This is a genomic window from Pantoea sp. FN0302, from assembly GCF_050113775.1.
Lineage (GTDB): Bacteria > Pseudomonadota > Gammaproteobacteria > Enterobacterales > Enterobacteriaceae > Mixta > Mixta alhagi.
Window position 1 is genome coordinate 297410 of record NZ_JBNJSM010000001.1, and the last position, 22825, is coordinate 320234.

Annotated in this window: 25 protein-coding genes and 1 tRNA gene; 16 read left to right on the forward strand and 10 right to left on the reverse strand. The window is 54.3% G+C overall.

The features are described 5' to 3' along the window. The first annotated feature begins 13 nt into the window (after nt 1–13). The gene (gene glk / locus ACQE32_RS01385) at nt 14–979 is read left to right on the forward strand and encodes a glucokinase (RefSeq protein ID WP_427021223.1); all 966 of its coding nucleotides are present in this window, start codon (nt 14–16) and stop codon (nt 977–979) included. Between the two features lie 73 nt (nt 980–1052). Here glk and ACQE32_RS01390 read toward each other — a convergent pair whose 3' ends face one another. Both ACQE32_RS01390 and ACQE32_RS01395 read right to left on the reverse strand, forming a co-directional pair. Continuing rightward, nucleotides 1053–1787 (reverse strand): LytR/AlgR family response regulator transcription factor, encoded by a 735-nt coding sequence (locus ACQE32_RS01390; RefSeq protein WP_426980710.1) that lies wholly within the window; start codon nt 1785–1787, stop codon nt 1053–1055. 13 nt (nt 1788–1800) lie between these two features. Beyond that, nucleotides 1801–3483 (reverse strand): LytS/YhcK type 5TM receptor domain-containing protein, encoded by a 1683-nt coding sequence (locus ACQE32_RS01395; RefSeq protein WP_426980926.1) that lies wholly within the window; start codon nt 3481–3483, stop codon nt 1801–1803. Nucleotides 3484–3717: 234 nt separating this feature from the next. Between ACQE32_RS01395 and alaC the strand changes: the two genes are divergently transcribed. Next, nucleotides 3718–4944, forward strand: coding sequence for an alanine transaminase (gene alaC / locus ACQE32_RS01400; RefSeq protein ID WP_250650506.1), 1227 nt, complete (start codon nt 3718–3720; stop codon nt 4942–4944). A gap of 44 nt (nt 4945–4988) precedes the next feature. Here the strand turns inward: alaC and ypdK are convergent, their stop codons facing one another. From ypdK to ACQE32_RS01415, 3 genes are all read right to left on the reverse strand, one after another. Continuing rightward, on the reverse strand, nt 4989–5060 hold the full coding sequence (gene ypdK / locus ACQE32_RS01405; RefSeq protein ID WP_103061073.1) for a membrane protein YpdK: 72 nt from the start codon (nt 5058–5060) through the stop codon (nt 4989–4991). Nucleotides 5061–5267: 207 nt separating this feature from the next. Next, a complete protein-coding gene (locus ACQE32_RS01410; RefSeq protein WP_427021224.1) occupies nt 5268–6296 on the reverse strand; it encodes an HlyD family secretion protein in 1029 nt (342 codons plus the stop codon). A gap of 2 nt (nt 6297–6298) precedes the next feature. Beyond that, complete coding sequence (locus ACQE32_RS01415; protein ID WP_426980713.1) at nt 6299–7906, reverse strand: MFS transporter; 1608 nt, start codon at nt 7904–7906, stop codon at nt 6299–6301. A gap of 169 nt (nt 7907–8075) precedes the next feature. Between ACQE32_RS01415 and ACQE32_RS01420 the strand changes: the two genes are divergently transcribed. The 3 genes from ACQE32_RS01420 (at nt 8076) to ACQE32_RS01430 (ending at nt 9989) form a co-directional block, all read left to right on the forward strand. Further along, nucleotides 8076–8858, forward strand: a complete 783-nt coding sequence (locus ACQE32_RS01420; protein WP_250650503.1) for an IclR family transcriptional regulator — start codon at nt 8076–8078, stop codon at nt 8856–8858. A gap of 12 nt (nt 8859–8870) precedes the next feature. Continuing rightward, nucleotides 8871–9323 (forward strand): universal stress protein, encoded by a 453-nt coding sequence (locus tag ACQE32_RS01425; RefSeq protein ID WP_426971805.1) that lies wholly within the window; start codon nt 8871–8873, stop codon nt 9321–9323. A 384-nt stretch (nt 9324–9707) separates the two neighbouring features. After that, nucleotides 9708–9989: a hypothetical protein gene (locus tag ACQE32_RS01430; protein ID WP_426971806.1), complete on the forward strand. Its 282-nt coding sequence runs from the start codon at nt 9708–9710 to the stop codon at nt 9987–9989. Nucleotides 9990–10534: 545 nt separating this feature from the next. Here the strand turns inward: ACQE32_RS01430 and ACQE32_RS01435 are convergent. Next, the gene (locus ACQE32_RS01435) at nt 10535–10759 is read right to left on the reverse strand and encodes a hypothetical protein (protein WP_427021225.1); all 225 of its coding nucleotides are present in this window, start codon (nt 10757–10759) and stop codon (nt 10535–10537) included. A gap of 103 nt (nt 10760–10862) precedes the next feature. On the opposite strand from ACQE32_RS01435, the gene ACQE32_RS01440 reads away from it, so the two are divergent. Then, complete coding sequence (locus tag ACQE32_RS01440) at nt 10863–11735, forward strand: SMP-30/gluconolactonase/LRE family protein (protein ID WP_427021226.1); 873 nt, start codon at nt 10863–10865, stop codon at nt 11733–11735. Nucleotides 11736–11816: 81 nt separating this feature from the next. On the opposite strand, the gene ACQE32_RS01445 is transcribed toward ACQE32_RS01440, so the two are convergent. Together ACQE32_RS01445 and ACQE32_RS01450 are read right to left on the reverse strand one after the other, a co-directional pair. Beyond that, nucleotides 11817–13046: an L-lactate MFS transporter gene (locus tag ACQE32_RS01445; protein ID WP_426980716.1), complete on the reverse strand. Its 1230-nt coding sequence runs from the start codon at nt 13044–13046 to the stop codon at nt 11817–11819. A 264-nt stretch (nt 13047–13310) separates the two neighbouring features. Continuing rightward, nucleotides 13311–13616 (reverse strand): hypothetical protein, encoded by a 306-nt coding sequence (locus ACQE32_RS01450; RefSeq protein WP_427021227.1) that lies wholly within the window; start codon nt 13614–13616, stop codon nt 13311–13313. Between the two features lie 151 nt (nt 13617–13767). Here ACQE32_RS01450 and ACQE32_RS01455 point away from each other — a divergent pair, with 151 nt between their 5' ends. Beyond that, nucleotides 13768–14013: a hypothetical protein gene (locus tag ACQE32_RS01455; RefSeq protein ID WP_426971814.1), complete on the forward strand. Its 246-nt coding sequence runs from the start codon at nt 13768–13770 to the stop codon at nt 14011–14013. A gap of 527 nt (nt 14014–14540) precedes the next feature. Here ACQE32_RS01455 and ACQE32_RS01460 read toward each other — a convergent pair. Continuing rightward, a tRNA-Arg gene (locus tag ACQE32_RS01460) sits at nt 14541–14615 on the reverse strand. Nucleotides 14616–14694: 79 nt separating this feature from the next. Then, complete coding sequence (locus ACQE32_RS01465) at nt 14695–15624, reverse strand: formate/nitrite transporter family protein (protein WP_426971816.1); 930 nt, start codon at nt 15622–15624, stop codon at nt 14695–14697. 242 nt (nt 15625–15866) lie between these two features. Between ACQE32_RS01465 and ccmA the strand changes: the two genes are divergently transcribed. From ccmA to ccmI, 9 genes are read left to right on the forward strand one after another with little or no spacing between them, the layout of a single operon-like run. After that, complete coding sequence (gene ccmA, locus ACQE32_RS01470; protein ID WP_426971817.1) at nt 15867–16484, forward strand: cytochrome c biogenesis heme-transporting ATPase CcmA; 618 nt, start codon at nt 15867–15869, stop codon at nt 16482–16484. Continuing rightward, a complete protein-coding gene (gene ccmB / locus ACQE32_RS01475) occupies nt 16484–17143 on the forward strand; it encodes a heme exporter protein CcmB (protein WP_250650494.1) in 660 nt (219 codons plus the stop codon). The genes ccmA and ccmB overlap by 1 nt, the downstream gene beginning before the upstream one ends. Nucleotides 17144–17183: 40 nt before the next feature. Continuing rightward, complete coding sequence (locus ACQE32_RS01480; RefSeq protein ID WP_085070953.1) at nt 17184–17927, forward strand: heme ABC transporter permease; 744 nt, start codon at nt 17184–17186, stop codon at nt 17925–17927. Next, nucleotides 17924–18151 (forward strand): heme exporter protein CcmD, encoded by a 228-nt coding sequence (gene ccmD, locus ACQE32_RS01485; protein WP_426971819.1) that lies wholly within the window; start codon nt 17924–17926, stop codon nt 18149–18151. The genes ACQE32_RS01480 and ccmD overlap by 4 nt, the downstream gene beginning before the upstream one ends. Before the next feature lies 1 nt (nt 18152). Beyond that, nucleotides 18153–18638 carry a cytochrome c maturation protein CcmE gene (gene ccmE, locus ACQE32_RS01490; protein ID WP_427021228.1) on the forward strand — a complete coding sequence of 162 codons (486 nt, stop codon included), beginning with the start codon at nt 18153–18155 and terminating at the stop codon, nt 18636–18638. Beyond that, nucleotides 18635–20590, forward strand: coding sequence for a heme lyase CcmF/NrfE family subunit (locus tag ACQE32_RS01495; RefSeq protein ID WP_427021229.1), 1956 nt, complete (start codon nt 18635–18637; stop codon nt 20588–20590). Before ccmE ends, ACQE32_RS01495 begins: the two co-directional genes overlap by 4 nt. Further along, nucleotides 20587–21144: a DsbE family thiol:disulfide interchange protein gene (locus ACQE32_RS01500; RefSeq protein WP_427021230.1), complete on the forward strand. Its 558-nt coding sequence runs from the start codon at nt 20587–20589 to the stop codon at nt 21142–21144. The genes ACQE32_RS01495 and ACQE32_RS01500 overlap by 4 nt, the downstream gene beginning before the upstream one ends. Beyond that, nucleotides 21141–21602: a cytochrome c-type biogenesis protein gene (locus ACQE32_RS01505; protein WP_426971823.1), complete on the forward strand. Its 462-nt coding sequence runs from the start codon at nt 21141–21143 to the stop codon at nt 21600–21602. The genes ACQE32_RS01500 and ACQE32_RS01505 overlap by 4 nt, the downstream gene beginning before the upstream one ends. Next, the gene (gene ccmI / locus ACQE32_RS01510) at nt 21599–22813 is read left to right on the forward strand and encodes a c-type cytochrome biogenesis protein CcmI (RefSeq protein WP_427021231.1); all 1215 of its coding nucleotides are present in this window, start codon (nt 21599–21601) and stop codon (nt 22811–22813) included. Before ACQE32_RS01505 ends, ccmI begins: the two co-directional genes overlap by 4 nt. Nucleotides 22814–22825 lie beyond the last annotated feature (12 nt).

Genomic DNA, 22825 nt, shown 5'->3' on the forward strand with positions numbered 1-22825 from the left:
GAGCAGCAGAATAATGACTAAATACGCTTTGGTGGGTGACGTTGGCGGTACCAACGCGCGCCTGGCGCTGTGTGAAGTAGAAACCGGCCTGATTTCTCAGGTAACGACATATTCCACTTCAGAGCATCATGGTCTGGAAGAGGTGATTCGTCTGTTTCTGGAAGAGCAGCAGCAGGATGTAAAAGATGGTTGTATCGCCATCGCCTGCCCGATTACCGAAGACTGGGTAGAAATGACCAATCACGACTGGGCGTTCTCTACCAAAGCGCTGAAAGCCAACCTGGCATTTGATCATCTGGAAATCATTAACGATTTTACCGCAGTCTCTATGGCGATCCCGATGCTGACTGAAGAGCATGTTATTCAGTTTGGCGGCGGCGCAGCGGTAAAAGATAAGCCTATCGCCGTGTATGGCGCGGGCACCGGGCTGGGCGTGGCGCATCTGGTGCATGTCGATCGCCGCTGGGTTAGCCTGCCAGGCGAGGGCGGACACGTTGATTTCGCTCCAAACAGCGTGGAAGAAGATCTGATCCTGCGCGTGCTGCGTGAAGAGCTGGGCCACGTTTCAGCTGAGCGCGTATTGTCTGGTGCCGGTCTGGTTAACCTCTATCGCGCCATTGTTAAATCTGATAAGCGCGAGCCGGAAAACCTGAAGCCAAAAGATGTTTCCGAGCGAGCGCTGGCCGATAGCTGTATCGACTGTCGACGCGCACTGTCGCTGTTCTGCGTCATTATGGGACGCTTCGGCGGTAATCTGGCGCTTACCCTGGGGACTTTCGGCGGCGTGTATATTGCTGGCGGTATCGTGCCGCGCTTCCTTGAGTTCTTTAAAGCCTCCGGCTTCCGCGCCGCGTTTGAAGACAAGGGCCGCTTCCGTGATTACGTGCATGATATTCCGGTCTATATGATCAAGCACGATCAGCCAGGACTGCTGGGCGCAGGCGCGCATCTGCGCCAGACGCTGGGACGCGTACTCTAATTTCACAACATTCATGGTTAGCCTGCATGTGCGCAGGCTAATCATCCGCGCGCTGATCCTACCCCGAACATGCTTACAAACGCATTAGCTGGCGAAAGGCTTTTACTTTGCTGCGGCTCACCGGCACCTGAAAATCCAGATCGCGCAGTCGCAAAAGATAGGTGTTATTAAACCAGGGTTCGATTTCACGGATCTTGTTCAGATTTACGCAGTAGGAGCGATGGCAGCGGAAAAACTGGCTTTCCGGCAGTCGGTTACAAAACTCGCTAATCGCCACCGACATCACATACTCCTCGCGACGCGTATAGACGAAAGTCAGCTTTTCATGCGCTTCCAGATAGTAGATTTCATTGATATCCGTAACGATAATCCGTTCATCCCTGATCAGATTGACGGTTTGCGCCACCGGGCGCAGCGATGAGGTTTCCGGTGCGGCGGGCTGCTGCTGTTGCCAGTGCGCTTCCAGCTTTTGCAGCATGCTGACAATGCGCGATTCGTGGTAGGGTTTAAGAATGTAGTCAAACGCGTCCAGCTCAAACGCCTGTACCGCATGCTCTTTCCAGGCGGTAATAAAAACAATTTGCGGTTTATGGGCAAACTTGCTGATGTTCTGCGCCAGCAGAACGCCATCCAGCGAGGGGATATTGATATCCAGAAAGATCACGTCCACTTCGTTGTGCTGCAGAAATTTCAGCACGTCGAGGCCGTCATCAAAGCAGGCTGCAATATCGATATGGCTGTGCTGCTTAATCATCCAGCTCAGCTCCTGCTGCGCCAAAAACTCATCTTCCACAATGATGGCTTTCACTTACTACTCTCCTTCAGGCCGTCAGCGACAGCGTTTTTTCCGGCAGTTTTTCACCGTTCTTGCTGATGAAAAACACGATTTCCGTGCCCGGATGCAGCTGTGTAATCTGTAGCCCGCCGCCGTACAGCAGCTTAACGCGATGATGTACGTTCAGCAGGCCAATCTTATTGCCCGGCATTTCATTACGCTGCACGCGCGCGATAACCTCATCGCTGATGCCGTTTCCGGTATCGCGTACCGCAATCCGCACCCGATCGCCAACATCTTCTACCGACAGCGTCACCACGCCCTTACCACGGCAGGGCTGAATGCCATGTACGATAGCGTTTTCCACCAGCGGCTGGATCAGCAGGCTGGGAAGGGTACAGTTTATCTCTTCGTCGATGTGATAAATCATCGTCAGCTTATCGCCAAAGCGCGCCTGTTCAATGGCGATATAATCCTTCACCTGATACAGCTCTTTTTTAATATCGATGGGCTCGTCATCATTCAGCTCAAGGTTGTAACGCAAATAGCGCGACAGATTAATAATCAGCTGGCGCGCAGTATCGGGATTAAGCCGGATAGAAGAGGAGATCGCGTTCAGCGCGTTAAACAGGAAATGCGGATTAATTTTGCTTTGCAGCGCGCGCAGTTCCGCCTTGTTCGCCATTTCACGCAACTGCTCGGTGCGCGACACCTCCAGTTGAGTAGAGATAATTTGCGACAGGCCGACCGCCATCTCCTTAAGTGACCAGGTAATGCGATGCGCATGACGATAATAGATTTTCAGCGTGCCGGTGACTTCACCTTTCTCCCACAGCGGGATCACAATCATTGAGTGAATATCGCGCGTGCGATAGGCCTCATCGTTGTTTTTAATAATGATTTTACCGTAGTTAATCGCCTGGCGCGTGGTGGGGCTCAGGCCATCATCGCCCTGACGATAGTGCTGTTCGCCGTAGCCGACATAGGCCAGGATTTGATGCTTATTGGTCATCGCGACGGCATCGGCGTTGATATCGTTGCGGATGATCTCACAGACCTGACGCAGCGAGTCGCTGTTTACCTGGCGGAACAGCGGCAGAGTTTTATTGGCAATATCCAGCGCCAGCTTGGCGTGACGTGCGGCAACCGCCTCTTTCTCTCCCTCAACGCTTTGTACCAGCAGCACAATCAGGCCGATACTGACCGCGCCCAGAATCATCGGAATTGAAATCTCAGAGACGATCTCCAGGCCCAGCGCTGACGGCTTCGCCCAGAGAATAATCAGCAGCATGGTCAGCGATTCGCACAGCATGCCGCCAAGAATACCGAGCCGCCAGCGCTGCGCTTTCGGCACTTTCAGGTTAATCCAGCCGGAGACCATGCCAGCAATAATGCTGGTAATCAAACAGGGCACCGAAGAGACGCCGTGAATATCGATTAAAAAACGATGCAGCCCGGCGATAATCCCGGTGGCGATGCCCACCCATGGGCCAAATAGTATGCCGCCGGACATCACGGCGATAGTACGCACGTTCAGCAGGGAACCTTCAACATTCACCGCCGACCAGGTACTGAACAGGGCAAACAGCGAGAAGATCGCGGTGACCGCCAGCAGCTCCTGGCGAGAGTGCTCATCTTTCTGCAAAAGCTGGCGGAAATGGCGCGTGCGCGTCAAAAAGAACAGGCAAATCAGCATTAAAGCGGCGCGGTCGAACACCGCAAGCAGCATATCGAATATAGATTGCACAGGCATCTCGTGGCGTAATGAAGAAGTAACATCATAAAAAATGTGGCCATACGGCGCCACGATCTTCGCATGTTCCGCCAGCCGGCTCGACAAAAAGTTTATTTTTGCTGGCCTGTCGACAAGGGGAGCGCCGCCAGGCTATGTTCATTATTCGACCACATCAGTGGTCAGCGTCGCTCGGACGGTCCGGGCGCTTACGTATATTCTGAGGATGCTATGGCTGATAACAGCTCGTCTCGTCGTTTTTCGCGTATCGAACGTCTCCCCCCTTACGTTTTTAACATTACCGCTGAGCTGAAAATGGCTGCGCGTCGGCGCGGCGAAGATATTATCGATTTCAGCATGGGCAACCCCGATGGCGCGACGCCGCCGCACATCGTCGAAAAGCTATGTCAGGTGGCACAGCGTGACGATACGCACGGCTACTCCACCTCGCGCGGTATTCCGCGTCTGCGTCGGGCGATCTCTCGCTGGTACGCTGACCGTTATGAGGTGGAGATCGATCCCGAATCGGAAGCGATTGTTACCATCGGTTCGAAAGAGGGGCTGGCGCATCTGATGCTGGCGACGCTTGATCATGGCGATACCGTACTGGTGCCCAACCCCAGCTACCCCATTCATATTTACGGCGCGGTGATCGCTGGCGCGCAGGTGCGCTCGGTGCCGCTGGTGGCTGGCGTGGACTTTTTTAACGAGCTGGAAAGGGCGATCCGCGAAAGTTATCCCAAGCCGAAAATGATGATCCTCGGTTTCCCATCAAATCCTACCGCGCAGTGTGTCGAGCTTGATTTCTTTGAGCGGGTGATTGCGCTGGCGAAGCAGTACAACGTACTGGTGATCCACGATCTGGCCTACGCCGACATCGTTTACGACGGCTGGAAAGCGCCCTCTATTATGCAGGTACCAGGTGCGCGCGACGTGGCGGTTGAGTTTTTTACGCTGTCAAAAAGCTACAACATGGCGGGCTGGCGCATCGGTTTTATGGTGGGTAATAAAGAGCTGGTGAACGCGCTGGCGCGTATCAAAAGCTATCACGATTACGGCACCTTTACGCCGCTGCAGGTGGCGGCCATCGCCGCGCTGGAAGGCGATCAGCAGTGCGTGCGCGATATTGCACAGCAGTATAAACGCCGCCGCGACGTGCTGGTAAAAGGGCTGCATGAGGCAGGCTGGATGGTTGAGATGCCCAGGGCTTCCATGTACGTCTGGGCCAAAATTCCCGATCGCTATGCGGAGCTGGGATCGCTGGAGTTTGCCAAACGGCTATTGCAGGAGGCGAAAGTTTGCGTCTCGCCGGGTATTGGTTTCGGCGACTATGGCGATACGCATGTGCGCTTTGCGCTGATTGAGAATTGCGATCGTATTCGTCAGGCGGTGCGGGGAATTAAAGCGATGTTTCGTGCCGATGGCATTTTGCCGGGCAATGGAAAAAGCGACCTCTGAAAGCAAATCGGGCGACGCATAACGTCGCCCCTATTTTCGCACGCTTACAGCATTAGCATGAAGGTACCAACCCAGACTAACAGGAAAAAAGAGATTCCCATCAACGCGTATTTCACCTGACAACTCCTCTGAGCGGTTATGTCGGTGGCGATCCCAGGCCTGCATAACGCGAACAGAATAAAAACAAGGCGCGCTTTCTTTAGTACGACGCCTTTGCTCCGGTTAGTTCTGAATAACTCAGAACGGGATCGCGCGCTAATTTACGCGGATTCGATCACAAAATAAATAGGCATGCTCCGAGCCGTAGCCCGAAAAGCTTGCCGTTACTTCACTTTAATTTCCGGGATCACCGACATGCCTACCCGCAGATGCGCCAGGTTAGGCTGATCGGCATCCAGAACGATTTTAACCGGCAGACGCTGGACCACCTTGGTGAAATTTCCCGTGGCGTTATCTGCGGCAATGGCGGAAAAAGTCGCGCCGGTTGCGGGCGCGATGCTGTCGACGTGACCATGGAACTGCTGGCCGGGCAGCGCATCAACGGTAATCGCTACCGGCTGGCCGGGTTGCACCTTATCCAGCTGGGTTTCCAGATAATTCGCGACAATATAGCTTTGCTCCAGCGGCACCAGCGCCAGCAGGCGACTGCCGGCAGAAACATACGCGCCCTGACGCAGCGCGCGCTGACCCACCATGCCGCTTACCGGCGCCACAATACGTGTATAAGAGAGATTCAGCTGCGCCTGATCGACTGCCGCCTGAGCGGCAGCAATATCGGCCTCCGCCTGTTTCTGGCTGGCCAGTAAAATTGCCGTTTCTTTCTCTGCTGCCACTACCGCAGCCCGATTTTGCTCAACCTGAGCGGCGGCAGATCGCATGGTAGAGCTGGCCTTCTGTTGCTCGTCGGCGGTGGCGGTGCCGCTTTGCAACAGACGACGATAGCGCTCGGCGTTTTGCCCGGCGTAGCTTAAGGTCGCCTGGCTGGCGTTCACCGCCGCCTTTTGCTGGGCAATCACCGCCTGCTGCTGCTCCCGCTGGGCAACAATACTGGCAAGCTTCGCCTCGCTTAGCTGTAGGTTCGCTCTGGCGCTCTCCAGCGCAACGCGGTAGTCGCGGTCATCCAGCGTGGCGAGCAGTTCGCCCGCTTTCACCCGCTGATTATCACGCACCATCACCTGACTGATATAGCCAGAAATTTTCGGCGCAACTAACGTATAGTCCGCGGTGACCCATGCGTCATCAGTGCGATAGTCGGCCCGCATCATGCTGGACCAGATAAAGAAGGCAATAGCCAGTAAGACAATCAACAGTACCGCCAACAGGCCGGTACGTTTAGCAGGTGTTAAAGACATCGTTAAATTCCCGGTTTTGTTATAACAGGTTGTTGTAATAGCGTTTGCGGCGGCCAGACACGCTTCGGCAGCCAGGCGGTCAGCAGGATCAGCAGCAGCGCAAAAGCGATCAGCAACAGATAGCTGTCGCTGATGCTTAATATCTGCGCCTGATGCTTAACCAGCGTGGAGAAGTGGGCGATATTTTCCGTGGAGCTGATGCTGCCGTCCGGCAATAGCGGTACGGAGGCACTGGCTTCTGCAGACGAACCGGCACGCAGCAGCCAGCTGCGGTTGGCAGCGCCGTCCAGTAAAATATGTGAATGAAACTGCTCGCGATGGCTGAGAAACCACTCCACCAGCGTACCGGCCGCGATGCTGGAAAATCCGCGCACGGTATTAAACATTGCTGAAGCAAACGGGCCTTCCGGCGGCAGCACCACCGATGTGGCGCTCATTAACACCGGCAAAATCATCATGGGCTGGCCAAAGGCCTGCATCATCTGGATCAGCCAAAAGTTCTGGCGCGCCCAGTCACCGGTAAGCTGCGAGCCCATCACACAGGAGCCTGCCATCAGCAGGGCGCCGCATGAGAGCACCCAGCGGCAGTCGATCCAGCGCAGATTAAGCAGCATGGCGATAAACGGAGCGATCAGCAGCTGCGGCGCGCCAATCATCAGCGCTAACGGCGCAAACTGTGCGGTGCGAAAACCGTCTACCTGAGAAAAGTATGCCGAAGGCAGCGCCGATCCGGAGAGGGCCAGCAGCAGCACGCCCGTCAGCGTAAGCAAACCGTGCGTCAGATTAGGACGTGACAGCATTTGCAGGCGGAACAGCGGCAGCGGATGAAACCACTCATTAATCAGAAAAACCGTCAGCAGCGCCACGCTCGCCAGCAACATAGCGCAGATCAGCGGCGAGCTGAGCCAGTCGAGACGTTCTCCGTGGCTTAACGCCAGGATTAGCAGCGCAATGCCGCTACAGCCGGTGAGCATGCCAAACAGATCCATCTGTCGAAAACGCTCAACCCGCACAGGATCCTGCGGGAGCCCCCAGCCAATCAGCACCATAGCGATCAGCATAGCCGGAATAATTTGCCAGAAAACAAAGGCCCAGCCCACGCTGTCGGTCCAGAAAGCGGCCAGGGTAGCGGCCATATTGGGGCCAAAGGTGGCGGTTAATGCATAGGCGCTCAGTCCGTAAAGCTTTAGCGGCGGCGGCAGAAAGCGCAGCGCGACCGTCATCAGCAATGGCGGCAATGCGCCACCAAAAATTCCCTGCAGCACGCGCAGCGTCAGGAACAGCGGATAGTGCGTGACAAAAGGCAGCAGCGCCGCCATCAGCCCAAAACCGAACGCTACGCCAAGCGCGAAGCGACGCAGCGATAACGTAACGGCAAACCAGGGCGCGATCATCATTGCGGCGACTTCTGCCGCCTGATAGCCAGCAATAAGCCAGCTTCCCCGATCGTAACTGATGCCCAGCGCGGCGCGAATATCGGCCAGAGCCATATCGGTGACGCGATCGTTAAGCCCGGAAGCAAGGGCAGCAATCAGCACCCCGACCAGCCCCAGCGCCAGACGCAGGGTAAAAGGATGGGGAGCCGGTGCAGCGGCAGGCTGACCGTTCATAGCAGGTACTCCATAGCGTTTTTATTATGGTGTGGTGTATTGTGATGCGATACAGCGAGCGCGCATCTTACATGCCGATTAGATGTATTGCAATGTGATACAGGCTGGGAAGGTGGCATGAAATGCGCTACAGTATCGATGCCCTTCATGGAAAGAGAACAGCATGTTCATGTCTGAAAAACCGTACCATCGTGATGATGAGAAAACGGGCGGCATCCAGGTGATTGCACGCGCAGCGAAAATCCTTAACGCTCTGGGAGAACAGCCGGGCGGTATGAGTTTGGGAGAAATTGCTCAGGCGGTGGATCTCCCTCGTTCAACGGTACAGCGTATTGTGGCGGCGCTGGACGCGGCCCAAATGGTACGCAGCCACGGCGCAGGCGGCGTGCGGCTCGGGCCAGCGCTGCTGCGTTTGATCTCCAGCGTTCATACGGATGTCGTGGAAGTGGCGCGTCCTTTGCTGCAGGCGCTGAGCGATGCCACCGGAGAAACCGTTTCGCTGGCGCGCGCCAGCGGCACCCAGCTGGCAATTGTGCATTTTATCGTTGCCGATCGTGAACTGCGCGTTGTACCAAGGATGGGGCTTAATCTGCCTCTGTACAGTACTTCGGGCGGCCGTGCCCTGCTGGCGCTGGAGAGCGATGAAGATGTCCGGGCGCTGGTTGGCGATTCCTGGGATGCTATTACCGAAAACACCATTAAAACCTTGCCGGAGCTGCTGCGGCAGTTAAAAGAGATCCGCCAGAGCGGCGTCTCTTTCGATCGTGGTGAAACCCTGGAAGGGATCTCTACGATGGGCGTTGCGCTGGATACCTTGCTGGGACGCTTTGCCGTTTCGCTGCTGGTGCCGGCGGCGCGCTTTCACAGGAATGAGGCGTTCTATCGTGATGAAATACTAAGATGTAAGGAAGCGATGACGCGTGAAATTGGCAAACATCTGGCGCATGACTGAGGAATAAACAGAATGACAACCTTGCTGGTCGCAATAGATAACTCGGATCACTCACGTAAAGTCGTCTCCCTGGCAACGGAGCAGGCGCGAGCGTTAAAAGCGCAGGTGATGGTACTGTGCTGCATCGATCCGGCCTATGCCACCTGCGGCGAGCCGCTGGATATTACGGCTGGCGAAGATCCGGCTGACTTCGGCGCGGCGCTGGATGAGCAAAACACCGCAGAGCTGGTGATTCGCCATGCGCTGGCACAGCTGCTGGGAGCAGGAATCGTTGCGCGCGGTCGCGTGGTGGCGGGCGAATCGGCGGAGACCATTGTGGCGCAGGCCGCCGTGCTGGATGCCCAAATGATTATTATGGGGCGTCGCCATCTTTCGCCGTTTAATCGTCTGCTGAAAGGTTCCGTGAGCGCAGCGGTTATTGAGCGTGCGCCTTGTCCGGTACTGGTAGACGTTCGCGCGCAGTAACGGGATCGGTAGAAAACTTTGCAGCATTCTCTTTCTGTGCGCGTTCTGTTGCTGGCGAGGGTGCCATCGCACTTCCTGACAGGTAAACGCTCAGCGTTGTGCGTATGATGCTCAGCGCTAACGCCGGATAATCCACAAAAAAAAGCCCGCTTCAGGCGGGCATTCGTAGTTAACTTATTATTATCTATCGTAAAAAACCTGGTGTATAGCACAGATATCATGGCATCTGTAGAGATAATCGCATTTAACAGTCAGCAGCTCTAAACGTTAAATTGAATCGATTCAATAGGTAAAACCATCAATCCACCGCTGCGCTTTAAGCAGCATTCCGATTGTGCCTTTATGGCTGCCTGTTAAGATGCCGCACCAGCATAAGGAAGAATTATGAAAAGCAAAATTTACGGCGTTTTGGCGCTGTTTTTATTAGCAGGCTGTACGGCCAGCAAACCAGGCGCGTTCGAACGAGTGGATGAAGATCTTGTTTCACATACGGTGCAGTATCGCTATCACCCGAAAAAAGTGGATAAAGATGCGTTGAAGCTTGATGTGACCAACTATTGCCACGCTCAGGGCTTTGATTTGGTTGAATCATTACCTCCGCAGGATAGCCATGTGCCGGGATTAACCACGGTCTGGTATCAATGTAATTTCGCTTTAAAAAGCTAAAAAAGAAAAGGGCGAGAATATTCTCGCCCAACTTTTCCTACCTTATTTTTATTATATTGCTGTGTGCAGGCTTTGCCCGCCAGGTATGTTGCTGTGACCTACCCGTTTAGAATTTTTTTTACCATCCTCGATGATGATGGCGCCAGCCCTTATGATGGCCGTTATCGTGCTGCCAGCCCTTATGATGCCCGCGATCGTGAGCAATGATACATCCGCTTAGCATGCTGACAATCGCCAGTACAGAAGCGCTTTTTATCATTATTTGCATGATCAATTCTCTTATTGCCTTTAATGCCGTTCACTATAAAAGCTAAAAGTGAAGGAATAACGGCACTAATGTAGAGTTTAATATTTAAATATTTATAAATGTTTCAATGCAATTAAGAGTAGAGTAAAAGGGCCGCGCAAAAATATAGGAATGGGCTGAATGGAAAGCAATAATAGCAGGAATTATCCTAAACGCAACCCCTCATCTATATTCTCATTCTCATTTGCCGTCCAGGTGATTAGTTTTTCCCTGGCCATTTTTTCAAAGGGAGAAATATTTACCTTGCCGGGCCGATAACAAGTGAAAATATTAAAGCATTGCCCAGGAAATAACTGGCGATCCTGAAGAAGGATTCTGGATAAATATACAGGTAAATAATTAATAAAGTGCTTAATCCGGGCGCTATAGCTTTATCTGTATGGATCGCCATGATAAGAGTGGAGGCAGCCCGGCGCGTAGCTGCAAAATGTTTTACTGATATCCACAGGTGATGACCACGCATGGCGAAAGCCTGAAACCGTGATTATTTTGCCTGGCGGGTAAACCCCGACACGGCAATTTCCGCTACAGTTTATGCACCAAATGCGTAGCGAAAAGGAGCCATAATGAACTGGCAGGTAGAGCGCGTTTTACCCATTGAGGCCGAATTGGGCGAATGCCCGCTCTGGTCAACCGCAGAGCAGGCGCTGTGGTTTGTTGATATTCTGGCCCCGGCGATTCATCGCTTTGATCCAAAAAGCGGCGAACACCGGGTATTCCCACAGCAGGAAGAGGTGGGCTGTATCGGTTTGCGCCGTGAAGGCGGCCTGGTAGCGGCGTTGCGCAGCGGCGTCTGGTTTATTGACGCACAGGGAAAGCCGGAGCGTAAAATAGCTGATAATCCAGGTGAAGCGAGTAAAAGCCGCTTTAATGACGGGCGCGTCGATCCCTTTGGCCGTTTCTGGTGCGGCAGTTTGTGGGAGCCTCAGGATCGTAACGGCGCGAAGCTCTGCCGTCTCGATAAAGATCTACAGCTGCATGTGATCGATGAGGATATCAAAGTCTCTAACGGTCTGGCTTTCTCCCCCGATCGTCGCTGGATGTATCACAGCGACACGGCGAACCATGTGATCTGGCGCTATTCGCTTGATGCTGAAACCGGCGAGAACGGCAAGCGCGAGCTGTTCCGGCGTTTTAGCGATGGGCTAATGCCGGATGGGGCGGCGGTAGATGAAGAAGGTTTTTACTGGTCGGCGATGTTTGATGGCGGACGTATCGTGCGCATCGATCCAAATACCGCAGAGATGGTAGATGAAATTCCACTACCGGTGCGCTGGCCGACGATGGTCGCCTTTGGCGGCGAGGATTTGAAAACGCTCTATATCACATCCAGTCGGGAAAACCGTAGCGCAGAAGAACTGGCGCAGTATCCATGGTCCGGAAGCCTATTCGCGGTGCGGATGCCGGTTGCTGGTCTGCCTGAACCCTTGTTTGGTTAAAAGACACCGGACGGCCTGTAGCGCGTCCGGTGTCTGAATAACAGCCTGCCGGGTGCCCTGATGGCTTACCCGGCAGCAGTATCAACCGCGTTGCAAAACCTGCTGCATGCTGCGCTCCCGATGCGGTATACGAATCATCAACGACATCACCAGTGAGATAACCAGCAGCGTCATAATCAGGCTGAACGTCACGGTAAAACCGCCAAACAGCGAAGCGATAAGCGAACCCAGCACGCTGCCGATACCAAAACCCAGGTAAATGACGCCGTAATTTTTCGTCAAATTATTAAGACCAAAGAAATCACTGACCAGGGAAGGGTACACGGTAATGGTGCCGCCGAAGCTAAAGGCGATGCAGGCAACGGAAATAAAGAAAGTGGTTTCGTTCATCTGAGTAAACAGCAGGATAGCCATGCCTGCCAGTGAAACGACCTGCGCCAGTGTAATAACCCGGATGCGGGCAATTTTATCTGACAGCACGCCTAAGATCAGACGACCGCTCAGGTTGGCGATAGCGATAATCGTCACCGCACTGGCTGCGGTTTGCGTACTGAGATGCACCATACCCTCGCCGATATCTTTCGCTACGCCAATCACATACAGGCCGCTCATGCAGGCCGTCAAAAACATCAGCGCCAGCATCCAGTACTGCGGCATACGCATTGATTGCGCCAGGCTGAAATCGCGCGCGGCGGCCTCGCCGTTCTTGTTTTGAGAAACCTGCTGCTGCGGCGCATCCTTCATCAGCAATGCGCCTAAAATCACCATGCTCATGGCGAGGGCACCCCAGATTAAAAAGGTATTTTCCAGCGTGAAATGCGCCAGCAGGCTGCTGCAGATAAATTTAAAGCCGAGGCTGCCCAGTCCGTAAGCGCCGATAGCGCAGGCGGAGATAACGCCTTTGCGTTCCGGGAACCATTTTACGCAGTTCGATAATGTCATCAGATAGCCTGCGCCATCCGCCAGACCAACCAGCACGCCTGCGCTCAGCCACAGCATCAGCAGAGAATTGGCCTGCGCCGTAAGATAAAAGCCCAATGCCAACAGCAGACCGGCGCCGATAGCAACATTGCGCACGCCAAAACGCTCCTGTAGCTTGCCGGCTACCGATGACGAGAGCGCCAGCCCGAGACTGAGTAAACCAAACGAGAAGGCGACCTGGCTAACCGGCGCATCCAGTTTTTGCGATAGCTGACCGTTAAACAGGCTCCAGGTATAAACAGAGCCGAGTGCAAATTGAGTAATGATGGTACCGAGTAGCGTTAGCCAGCGAACTGAATCTGGAACGGACGAGAGGTTTGCTCTGCTCATTATCTTCTCCCTGAGAGAATGCCTTAATTAGCCTGATAATAGAGCCGGTGCATCTTACTACGGGGAAAATTGCCGTGAACAGCCATGCGTAAGGAATAAAGTGCCTGTTTCACGGTATGAACGGCATTGCATTAATTAATAAGAAGAAGGCTGGCGAGCAAAGGGAGGTTAAAACCAGGGCTCAGAGGTGAAACTTTGGTAAATATTTTGCTAAACAAGGAGAATATATTATTGCAATCGCGATCGTATCGCAATTTGTTTGGTTTATCTGACCGATCTGTTTAACGCAGCATTAAGCCGGTCCAGATAAAACTGTCGCAGCGCCTGATCTAACTGCTGGCGACGTGCATCCGGATAAGAAGCGAGCCAGCTATCAACAAAAGGCTTACAGAGAAGAAAAGCATGATTAACGATCGCCTCTGGCGCTTCGTTGCTGCCCATCTGCGGCAAAATATGGCCATTAAGGCAGTCGGTCATCGGATTAACATGCGTTAGCGGGTTAGCTAAGGTTGCCGGCATAACGTTAACCAGCAGACTAAATAACAGCGCGCCACGGGCAATAAACCGCATAATTTCTCTCCTGACAGGCATTTTTTCCGTGAAAATACCGTTAAATCGCAAGCAAACTTCAATAAGCGTTGCAATATATTTCCTCTCGGGAAAATTTATACCGGAAACTATTATTTGTGCCAGACTTAGTTTTTACATAAAAGGAGGAAATATGAAAGACCGAGCATATGAATCCACTGCCAAAGAGGACGAAGTCTGTTGTCTTATCGGTCGTGCTGTTATTGAACTGAGTGACGCCAGTCAGCCATTAAACAAATCGACCCTCTCGCTCAAGCTGCTCTCTATGGCAGACAGTGAAAGCGATGATGACCGGGTTCTACTCTACTGGCTGGCAAGGAAAGCGCTCAACCAGCCGCATCAGGTAGTAAACCTGAGCGCCTTCCGTCAGGCGCGTTAAGCTAAACCGGCAGGCATGGAGGCCTGCCATGGGTTCAGAGGTATAAGAAAGGCGCTCATCTGTCCGGCTCTGTTTATTGTGCGGTGAAAAGCGCTGGGATTGTTTTTATTTAGTGTTAATTAGACTCATCAGGCGATAGTGGTTTTTATCGCGAATTTACACTGGCAACATGTGAAATATCTTCAGACTAATAATTTTTTTATATAATTTATTAAAATGGATATGTTTAACTTCAAGGCTGTGCTGATATCTGAGATGTTTATAATAGGCACTTCTCTTATTTTACTGCCACGAAAATTTATAATTTATCTTCAGCGAAAACGGTACGCCGCTAAACACTTAGTGTGACTGAGCGCTTAATGCCTGCAGTGCCCAATAGTTGAACATCTAAAATAGCTGGCGACTTACCATGATTGCGGTAGCAAAACAAAAAACAGATGGGTAATAAGTGATGGTAAATCAAACGGGAGTTCTGGTTGCGCCTGCCAGGATTTTGCGAGCGTAAGTGAAGTTAACAAACGCTGAGATGGCGTCCCCTGCAGGAATCGAACCTACAACTAGCCCTTAGGAGGGGCTCGTTATATCCATTTAACTAAGGGGACAGCGGCGGGCAGTATAGCGCAATTTGTTCACCAGATTAACCACTTACCCGCCTGACTGCTTATTCTGTCAGCAATTTTGTCATTTACGCTGGTTTTTCTGCGCTTTCTCCCCCTGCTGCGCCTGCTTTTTCTGTTTCGCTTTTGCCTGCGCTTTTTGTTCAGCGCTCATATCGTTGCGGATTTGCGCATGACTGATCAGCGCGAAAATGAAGGTGCCGCCGATAATATTGCCTGCCAGCGTCGGTATCGCGAAGGGCCAGATAAACGCCTGCCACGGCAGCTCGCCGGTAAACACCAGATAGCAAACCTCTACCGAACCCACCACAATATGCGCAAGGTCCCCCAGCGCCACCAGCCAGGTCATCAGAATAATCACCAGGATCTTGGCGGCGCCTGCGGAAGGGAACATCCAGACCATGGTGGCGATAATCCAGCCGGCAATAATGGCGTTAGCGAACATCGCTGTTGGCGAATTCTCCATCACTTTTTCACTGATATGCGTAAAGGCAAGACGCGTGGCATCATCAAAAATTGGCATATGGGCAAAGGCCAATGCAACCAAACCCGTGCCGATCAGGTTCCCCAGCAGCACCATGCCCCAAAGACGTAGCAGCAGTAGAAAATTACTGCCGCTCGGTTTATGCATTATTGGCAGTACGGCAGTAACGGTGTTTTCCGTAAACAGTTGCTGGCGCGCCATAATGACAATAATAAAGCCGAAGGTATAACCCAGGTTCTCCAGCAAAAATCCCCCTGGAATATCGCCCAAGTGTACCTGAAAAATACCTTTGGCCATTAGCGAAGCGCCCATGGAAAGGCCGGCGGCGATGGCAGACCACAGCAGCGCTATGCTGTCGCGTTCCAGCTCTTTCTCACCCTCCTGACGGATCTGTTCATGAATCGCCGCCGCGCCTGAGGGCAGTTGCTCTTCATCAACCTCAATCTCTTCTCCCTGATCCTTTTCCTCGCTTTCCACTTCCGGTTCATCGTTCTTATGTTGTGACGTCATAATTCACCCTGCGTTATTAACCAGTGATTTAAGCGTAGCCAGTTTTCAGGTAAGTAAAATGTGACCTGATTTTAGAATAAAAGTAACAAACCTTTAATATCGTGTTTTTTTTCAACAAAAGAGCTATCTTCTGCAGCTTATCTATTCATATCAGTACTTTCTAAACGCAAGCACGGACTTCGGCCGAATACTGACTTATGTTATTATCGCGGCCCGATTCAATAGCGCGAACGATTCCTTTTATGTTGGAAGTCACCAGCCTGACCTGCATTCGCGATGACCGTATTTTATTCAGCGACCTTAATTTCACGGTGAATAGCGGCGACATCGTGCAGATTGAAGGGCCTAACGGCGCGGGTAAGACCTCACTGTTACGTTTACTGGCGGGCTTGAGCCGTGCAGAAGAGGGCGAGGTGCGTTGGCAGGGAGAGCGTCTTCAGCAGCAGCGCGAGCAATGGCAACGCGATCTGTTGTTCCTTGGGCATCAGCCTGGCGTGAAAAATGTTCTGTCGCCGCTGGAAAATCTCACCTTTTATCATGCCGAATGTGATGACGAGCAGTGTTTCGCCGCGCTTGAAGCAGTAGATCTGACGGGATTTGAAGAGATAGCAGTAGCGCAGCTGTCGGCGGGCCAGCAACGGCGCGTTGCGCTGGCGCGGCTGTGGTTAAGTCAGGCGCCGGTGTGGATTTTGGATGAGCCTTTAACGGCGATTGATGTTAATGGCGTCGAAAAGTTAATGACGCTGTTTGTGCAGCATGCGCAACGGGGCGGCATGGTGATTCTTACCACCCATCAGCCGCTGCCTGATGCAGCCTGGCCACTAAGAAAAATTAGCCTGACGGCAGGAGAACGCATCTGATGTTATGGCGCGTGATAAGCCGCGAGCTGCGCATCGCCTTTCGCAGCGGGGCGGAAATCATTAACCCGCTGTGGTTCTTTTTGATTGTGATTACGCTATTCCCGTTGGGGATTGGGCCTGAGCCGCAGCTGCTGGCGCGTATTGCGCCGGGCGTGGCGTGGGTCGCCGCCTTGCTCTCATCGCTGCTGGCTCTGGAGCGGCTGTTCCGGGATGACTTTAACGATGGCTCTCTGGAACAGCTGTTGCTGCTGCCGACGCCGCTGCCAGTGACGGTGCTGGGAAAAGTGATCGCGCACTGGCTGATCACCGGCCTGCCGCTGTTGCTGTTGTCGCCGCTGGCCGCGCTGCTGCTGTCGCTTGATTTTAACGGCTGGCGTGCGCTGGCACTGACATTGTTACTCGGTACGCCGGTGTTGAGCCTGCTTGGGGCGATCGGCGTGGCGTTAACCGTGGGCCTGCGCCGGGGAGGCGTACTGCTTAGCCTGTTGGTATTGCCACTGGCGGTGCCGGTGCTGATTTTCGCCAGTGCCGCCATTGATGCCGCCAGCATGGGGCTGCCCATCAGTGGTTATCTGGCGATTCTGGGGGCCATGCTGGCGGCCAGTCTCTGCCTGGCACCGTTTGCGACAGCGGCCGCGTTACGTATCAGCCTGCACTAAGACAGGCTATGAATTTATATTTTTACCGTGAGCAATAACAATGTGGAAATGGATACATCAGCTGGCGAAGCCCGAACGGCTTTATCAGTTTAGTGGTCGTTTAGTGCCGGGATTTGCACTGCTGGCGACCGTGGCGCTATTTATTGGCTGGAGCTGGGGATTTGGTTTCGCGCCGGCAGATTATCAGCAGGGAGAGAGCTATCGCATTATCTATATCCATGTGCCTGCCGCTATCTGGTCGATGGGCATCTACAGCGCAATGGCCGTTGCCGCTTTTACCGGTCTGGTATGGCAGATGAAGATGGCCGATTTAGCCGCAGCCGCTATGGCGCCGGTTGGTGCAATTTTTACCTTCATCGCGCTGATTACCGGAGCGGCCTGGGGGAAACCAATGTGGGGCACCTGGTGGATCTGGGACGCGCGGCTAACGTCAGAGCTGGTGCTGCTGTTCCTCTATATGGGCGTTATCGCACTGTATAACGCTTTTGATGACCGGCGTCTTGCCGGACGCGCCGCCAGTATTTTGATTCTGGTGGGCGTAGTAAATATCCCCATTATTCATTTCTCCGTACAGTGGTGGAATACCCTGCATCAGGGTTCCTCAGGCATGTTACAGCAGGCGATTGCGCCTGAGATGCGCGTGCCGCTGCGCTGGTCGATTATCGGTTATCTGCTGCTGTTTATTACCCTGACGCTGATGCGGCTGCGCAATTTGATCTTACTGACCGAGCGTCATCGTCCCTGGGTCGCCGCACTGGTGAATAAGGGAGGGCGATCCGCATGAAGCCTGCATTTTCTTCCTGGCACGCTTTCCTGGCTATGGGCGGCTACGGCTTTTATGTCTGGCTGGCGGTGAGCGTCACGCTACTGTCACTGGCCGCGCTGGCAGGACATACCTTATGGCAACGTCGTCAGCTGTTAAAAAGCGTCCGACAATATCAGGCGCGTGAACGCCGCATCAGGGCGGCAAAAATGAAACGGGCCGCCAGCGAAGCGGCAGGAGAGTGATGTGAATACCCGTCGTAAAAACCGCCTTTATGTGGTCGTGACGATTCTGACTGGCCTGGGCCTGGCAACGGCATTAGTGATGTATGCGCTGCGCGCTAATATTGACCTGTTCTATACCCCCAGCGAAATTCTCTATGGCAAAGGCGAAGCGCATACGCTGCCTGAACCCGGTCAGCGGCTGCGCGTTGGCGGTATGGTGATGCCCGGCAGCGTTAAGCGGGATGAAAAAACGCTGCGCGTCTCTTTTAAGCTGTATGACGCCAACGGCGTGGTTAACGTTAGCTATGAAGGCATCCTGCCCGATCTGTTCCGCGAAGGGCAGGGCGTGGTGGCGCAGGGCGAATTGCAGGGGGGCAATTTGATCCAGGCAAAAGAAGTGCTGGCGAAGCATGATGAAAAATATACTCCGCCGGAAATCAGCGATGCGATGAAGAAAAACCATCACGGAACCGTGGCGGCAGCGCAGCCGCAAGGTGATCGCTCATGATGCCAGAAATCGGTCATTTCTTGCTCTGTCTGGGGCTGACGCTGGCGCTGCTGTTGAGTCTCTATCCGCTATGGGGCGCAGCGCGCCAGGACAGCAGGTTAATGGGGCTGGCGCGACCGCTCGCCGTTGGCCTGTTCTTCTGCGTGGCTGGCAGCTTTCTGCTGCTGGTGCATGCCTTTGTGGTTAATGACTTTACTGTTGCCTATGTGGTCAGCAATTCTAATAGCCAGTTACCGCTGTATTACCGCATCGCTGCCACCTGGGGAGCGCATGAGGGATCGCTGCTGCTGTGGGTATTGATGCTTAGCGGCTGGACGCTGGCGGTGGCGATATTTAGCCGCGCCATGCCACAGGATGCAATCGCGCGCGTGCTGGCGGTTATGGGCATGATTAACTTCGGCTTTTTGCTGTTTATCATTTTTACGTCCAACCCATTTGCCCGTACCTTGCCGGACTATCCCATTGACGGCCACGATCTGAATCCGATGCTGCAGGATATCGGTCTGATTTTCCATCCGCCGCTGCTCTATATGGGGTACGTTGGCTTTTCAGTGGCCTTTGCGTTCGCTATCGCTTCGCTGATGGCGGGGCGGCTGGATACGGCCTGGGCGCGCTGGTCGCGGCCCTGGACACTGGCGGCCTGGCTGTTCCTGACCATCGGTATCGTGTTGGGTTCCGCCTGGGCCTACTACGAACTGGGCTGGGGCGGCTGGTGGTTTTGGGATCCGGTGGAAAACGCCTCCGTTATGCCGTGGCTGGTGGGCACCGCATTGATCCACTCGCTGGCGGTAACGGAAAAGCGCGGTGCCTTTAAAGCCTGGACCGTACTGCTGGCGATCGCAGCCTTCTCCCTCAGCCTGCTGGGAACATTTCTGGTGCGCTCCGGCGTGCTGGTTTCGGTGCATGCTTTTGCCTCCGATCCGGCTCGCGGCATGTTTATCCTCGCGTTTCTGGTGATCGTTATCGGCAGTTCGCTGTTGCTGTATGCGGTAAAAGGCGGGCAGGTGCGCAGCAGGGTGCAAAACGATTTCTGGTCACGCGAGTCATTCCTGTTGGGCAACAACGTATTGTTGATGGCTGGCATGCTGGTGGTGCTGCTGGGAACCCTGCTGCCGCTGGTGCACAAGCAACTGGGGCTGGGCACTATCTCGGTGGGCGAACCCTTTTTTAATACCATGTTCACCTGGCTGATGGCGCCTTTTGCGCTGTTGCTGGGCATCGGCCCGCTGGTACGCTGGCGACGCGATGAACCGCAAAAGCTCTGGAAGCGGCTGGCGCTGGCGCTGTTGATCACGCTGCTGCTGTCAATCATCCTGCCGTGGCGGATGCAGGATCGTATCGAGGCGATGACGGTAGTAGGCCTGATAATGGCGCTGTGGGTGATTATTCTCACGCTGCTGGAGCTGCACGAGCGCGCCACGCATCGTCATACTCTGCTACGTGGCATCCGGCATCTCTCCCGCAGCCACTGGGGCATGGTGCTGGGGCATCTGGGCGTTGCGGTTACGGTGATCGGCATCGCCTTTAGCCAGAATTACAGCATTGAGCGCGACGTACGCATGAAGGCGGGCGACAGCGTGGATATTCATCATTATCACTTTGTTTTTCGCGACGTACGTGAACTCAACGGCCCTAACTACAGCGGCGGAGCGGCAATCATTGAGGTGACGCGTGACGGCAGGCCGGAAGCGACGCTGCGGGCGGAAAAGCGCTACTACAGCGTGGCGCGCAGCATGATGACCGAAGCGGCGATTGATGGCGGCCTGACGCGCGATCTCTACGCCGCGCTTGGCGAGGAGCTGGATGACGGCTCCTGGGCGGTGCGTATTTATTACAAACCTTTTGTGCGCTGGATATGGTACGGCGGCCTGTTTATGGCCTTCGGCGGCCTGCTTTGCCTGCTGGATCCGCGTTATCGCAGCCGTAAAAAAGCGCAGCGGGAGGAGGCATGAACAATAAACTTTTTTATATTCCGCTGATCCTGTTTTTGCTGCTGGCGCTGGCGCTAATGTGGCAGCTAACGCGCAACGCTGAAGGCGACGATCCGACGCGGCTGGAGTCGGCGCTGATCGGTAAGCCGGTGCCGTTGTTTAAGCTGGAGTCGCTTGAGCGTCCGGGACAGGTTTACGATCAGGCGGCACTGGCGGACGGCAAACCGCTGCTGCTGAACGTCTGGGCAACCTGGTGCCCTACCTGCCGCGCCGAGCATCAGTATCTGAACAGGCTGGCAGAGCAGGGCGTGCGGGTGGTCGGTCTGAATTACAAGGATGACCGCGCAAAAGCGGTGAACTGGTTAAACACGCTGGGAAATCCTTATGCGCTGAGCCTGTATGACGGCAGCGGCATGCTTGGGCTGGATCTGGGGGTATATGGCGCGCCGGAAACCTTCCTGATTGATGGTCAGGGCATTATTCGCTATCGCCATGCGGGCGATCTCAACGCACAGATCTGGCAGCGGGAAGTCGCGCCGCTGTGGCAAAAATATAGCAGGGAGGCGGTACAATGAAGCAGCTATTCATGTTGCTGGCGGGGCTGTTGTTCAGCCTGAACGCGCTGGCAGCGATTGAAACCTGGCAATTTGATTCTGCCGCGCAGGAGCAGCAGTACCGTGAGCTGACCGCCTCGCTGCGTTGCCCAAAATGCCAAAATAATAGCATTGCCGATTCGAATGCGATGATCGCAGCAGATATGCGCCTGAAGGTCTATCAGCTGTTGAAGCAGGGCCAGGATAAGCATCAGATTACGCAGTATATGATCGACCGCTACGGCAATTTCGTTACCTACCAACCGCCGGTTACGCCATCAACGCTGATCCTGTGGGCCGGTCCATTGCTGTTTATTATCGCGGGGGCGCTGGTGATTTTTCTACGCAGCCGTCGTCAGCCGGACGCCGACGAGCAACTGAATGCGGGCGATCAACAGCGCCTCGACGCGCTGCTGAAAGATCACAGGAAATCGTCATGACTCTTTTCTGGATAGTGCTTACCGCTCTGCTACTGGCCGGGTTGCTATTACTGTTAACCGCTGGCTGGCGCGGTGACCGTCAGTCGCCGGTGGACCGCGATACGTTAAATAAAATGTTCTACCAGCAGCGCCTGAATGAGCTGGAGCAGGATGAGGCACAGGGCGTGATCGCCGCCCGTCAGCCGATGGTGCAGGAGCTACAGCAAACGTTGCTGACCGATATTCCTTGCTCTTCTTTATGCACACCGGCGCATCCGCTAAGTCGCTGGGTGCTGCTGCCCGGCGCGCTGTTGCTGGTGGTGGTTAGCCTGGGATGTTATCTGAAAACCGGCGATCTGCCGGGCCTGATCGTCTGGCATCAGGTGCAGGATGATTATCCCGCGCTGCGCGCGCGTTTGCTGGATCCGCAGGCGCAGCCGCTAACGCCGGAGGAGCTGGCGCGTCTGGGGCTGGGGTTGCGCACGGCGCTGCAGCAGGATGGCAGTAAGCTGCATGACTGGCTTATGCTGGGGCGCATCGGCATGGTGTTAAATAACCGCGATACGGCCGTTGAGGCGTTTCAGCGCGCATTACAGCTGGCGCCGAATAACGAAGAGGTAAAACTCAGCTATGCTGAAGTGCTGACCCGCTCCAGCGATCCGCAGGATAACCGTGAAGCGCAGGCGATGCTCAACGTTATGCAACAGCAGGATCCGGCGAATATGCGTCTGCTGAGTCTGATTGCCTTTAATGCTTTTCAGCAGCAAGAGTACATACAGGCGATTAACGTCTGGCAAACCATGCTGAGGCAGTTACCGATCAGCGATCCGCGTACAGAGCAGGTGCAGCGAAGTATCCAGCAGGCGAAAACGGCCGCCGGACTGCACACCAGCGAGCTTTCACTCACTATCACGCTGGCAGATGCTGTAGAAAAAATGTTACCGCCGGGCGGAGTCATGTATATTTCTGTTTCCGACGGTGTTTCACCGGTTCCGGTGGCAGTAAAAAAGCTGCCGCGGAGTCATTTTCCGCTATCGCTGACGCTGGATGACAGCAATGCCATGATGCCGGAACGTCTGCTTTCGGCGCTGCATCAGGTGCAAGTTCGCGTGCGTATCGCGCGTGACGGCAGCGCAACTCCCCGGCCAGGCGACTGGTTCGGCGAGAGTGCGTTAACGCCTTTTGATGGTCATCAGCATCTTGCTGTTGAGATTAATCAGCAGCAGCCCTGAAGCGGTAAGCAA

Bases quoted from the DNA above. Each gene is read 5' to 3' on its own strand.
- glk (WP_427021223.1), top strand. From the start codon at position 14: ATGACTAAATACGCTTTGGTGGGTGACGTTGGCGGTACCAACGCGCGC.
- ACQE32_RS01395 (WP_426980926.1), bottom strand. From the start codon at position 3,483: ATGCTGCTTGCGGTGTTCGACCGCGCCGCTTTAATGCTGATTTGCCTG.
- alaC (WP_250650506.1), top strand. From the start codon at position 3,718: ATGGCTGATAACAGCTCGTCTCGTCGTTTTTCGCGTATCGAACGTCTC.
- ACQE32_RS01410 (WP_427021224.1), bottom strand. From the start codon at position 6,296: ATGTCTTTAACACCTGCTAAACGTACCGGCCTGTTGGCGGTACTGTTG.
- ACQE32_RS01415 (WP_426980713.1), bottom strand. From the start codon at position 7,906: ATGAACGGTCAGCCTGCCGCTGCACCGGCTCCCCATCCTTTTACCCTG.
- ACQE32_RS01420 (WP_250650503.1), top strand. From the start codon at position 8,076: ATGTCTGAAAAACCGTACCATCGTGATGATGAGAAAACGGGCGGCATC.
- ACQE32_RS01425 (WP_426971805.1), top strand. From the start codon at position 8,871: ATGACAACCTTGCTGGTCGCAATAGATAACTCGGATCACTCACGTAAA.
- ACQE32_RS01430 (WP_426971806.1), top strand. From the start codon at position 9,708: ATGAAAAGCAAAATTTACGGCGTTTTGGCGCTGTTTTTATTAGCAGGC.
- ACQE32_RS01435 (WP_427021225.1), bottom strand. From the start codon at position 10,759: ATGCGTGGTCATCACCTGTGGATATCAGTAAAACATTTTGCAGCTACG.
- ACQE32_RS01440 (WP_427021226.1), top strand. From the start codon at position 10,863: ATGAACTGGCAGGTAGAGCGCGTTTTACCCATTGAGGCCGAATTGGGC.
- ACQE32_RS01445 (WP_426980716.1), bottom strand. From the start codon at position 13,046: ATGAGCAGAGCAAACCTCTCGTCCGTTCCAGATTCAGTTCGCTGGCTA.
- ACQE32_RS01450 (WP_427021227.1), bottom strand. From the start codon at position 13,616: ATGCGGTTTATTGCCCGTGGCGCGCTGTTATTTAGTCTGCTGGTTAAC.
- ACQE32_RS01455 (WP_426971814.1), top strand. From the start codon at position 13,768: ATGAAAGACCGAGCATATGAATCCACTGCCAAAGAGGACGAAGTCTGT.
- ACQE32_RS01465 (WP_426971816.1), bottom strand. From the start codon at position 15,624: ATGACGTCACAACATAAGAACGATGAACCGGAAGTGGAAAGCGAGGAA.
- ccmA (WP_426971817.1), top strand. From the start codon at position 15,867: ATGTTGGAAGTCACCAGCCTGACCTGCATTCGCGATGACCGTATTTTA.
- ccmB (WP_250650494.1), top strand. From the start codon at position 16,484: ATGTTATGGCGCGTGATAAGCCGCGAGCTGCGCATCGCCTTTCGCAGC.
- ACQE32_RS01480 (WP_085070953.1), top strand. From the start codon at position 17,184: ATGTGGAAATGGATACATCAGCTGGCGAAGCCCGAACGGCTTTATCAG.
- ccmD (WP_426971819.1), top strand. From the start codon at position 17,924: ATGAAGCCTGCATTTTCTTCCTGGCACGCTTTCCTGGCTATGGGCGGC.
- ACQE32_RS01495 (WP_427021229.1), top strand. From the start codon at position 18,635: ATGATGCCAGAAATCGGTCATTTCTTGCTCTGTCTGGGGCTGACGCTG.
- ACQE32_RS01500 (WP_427021230.1), top strand. From the start codon at position 20,587: ATGAACAATAAACTTTTTTATATTCCGCTGATCCTGTTTTTGCTGCTG.
- ACQE32_RS01505 (WP_426971823.1), top strand. From the start codon at position 21,141: ATGAAGCAGCTATTCATGTTGCTGGCGGGGCTGTTGTTCAGCCTGAAC.
- ccmI (WP_427021231.1), top strand. From the start codon at position 21,599: ATGACTCTTTTCTGGATAGTGCTTACCGCTCTGCTACTGGCCGGGTTG.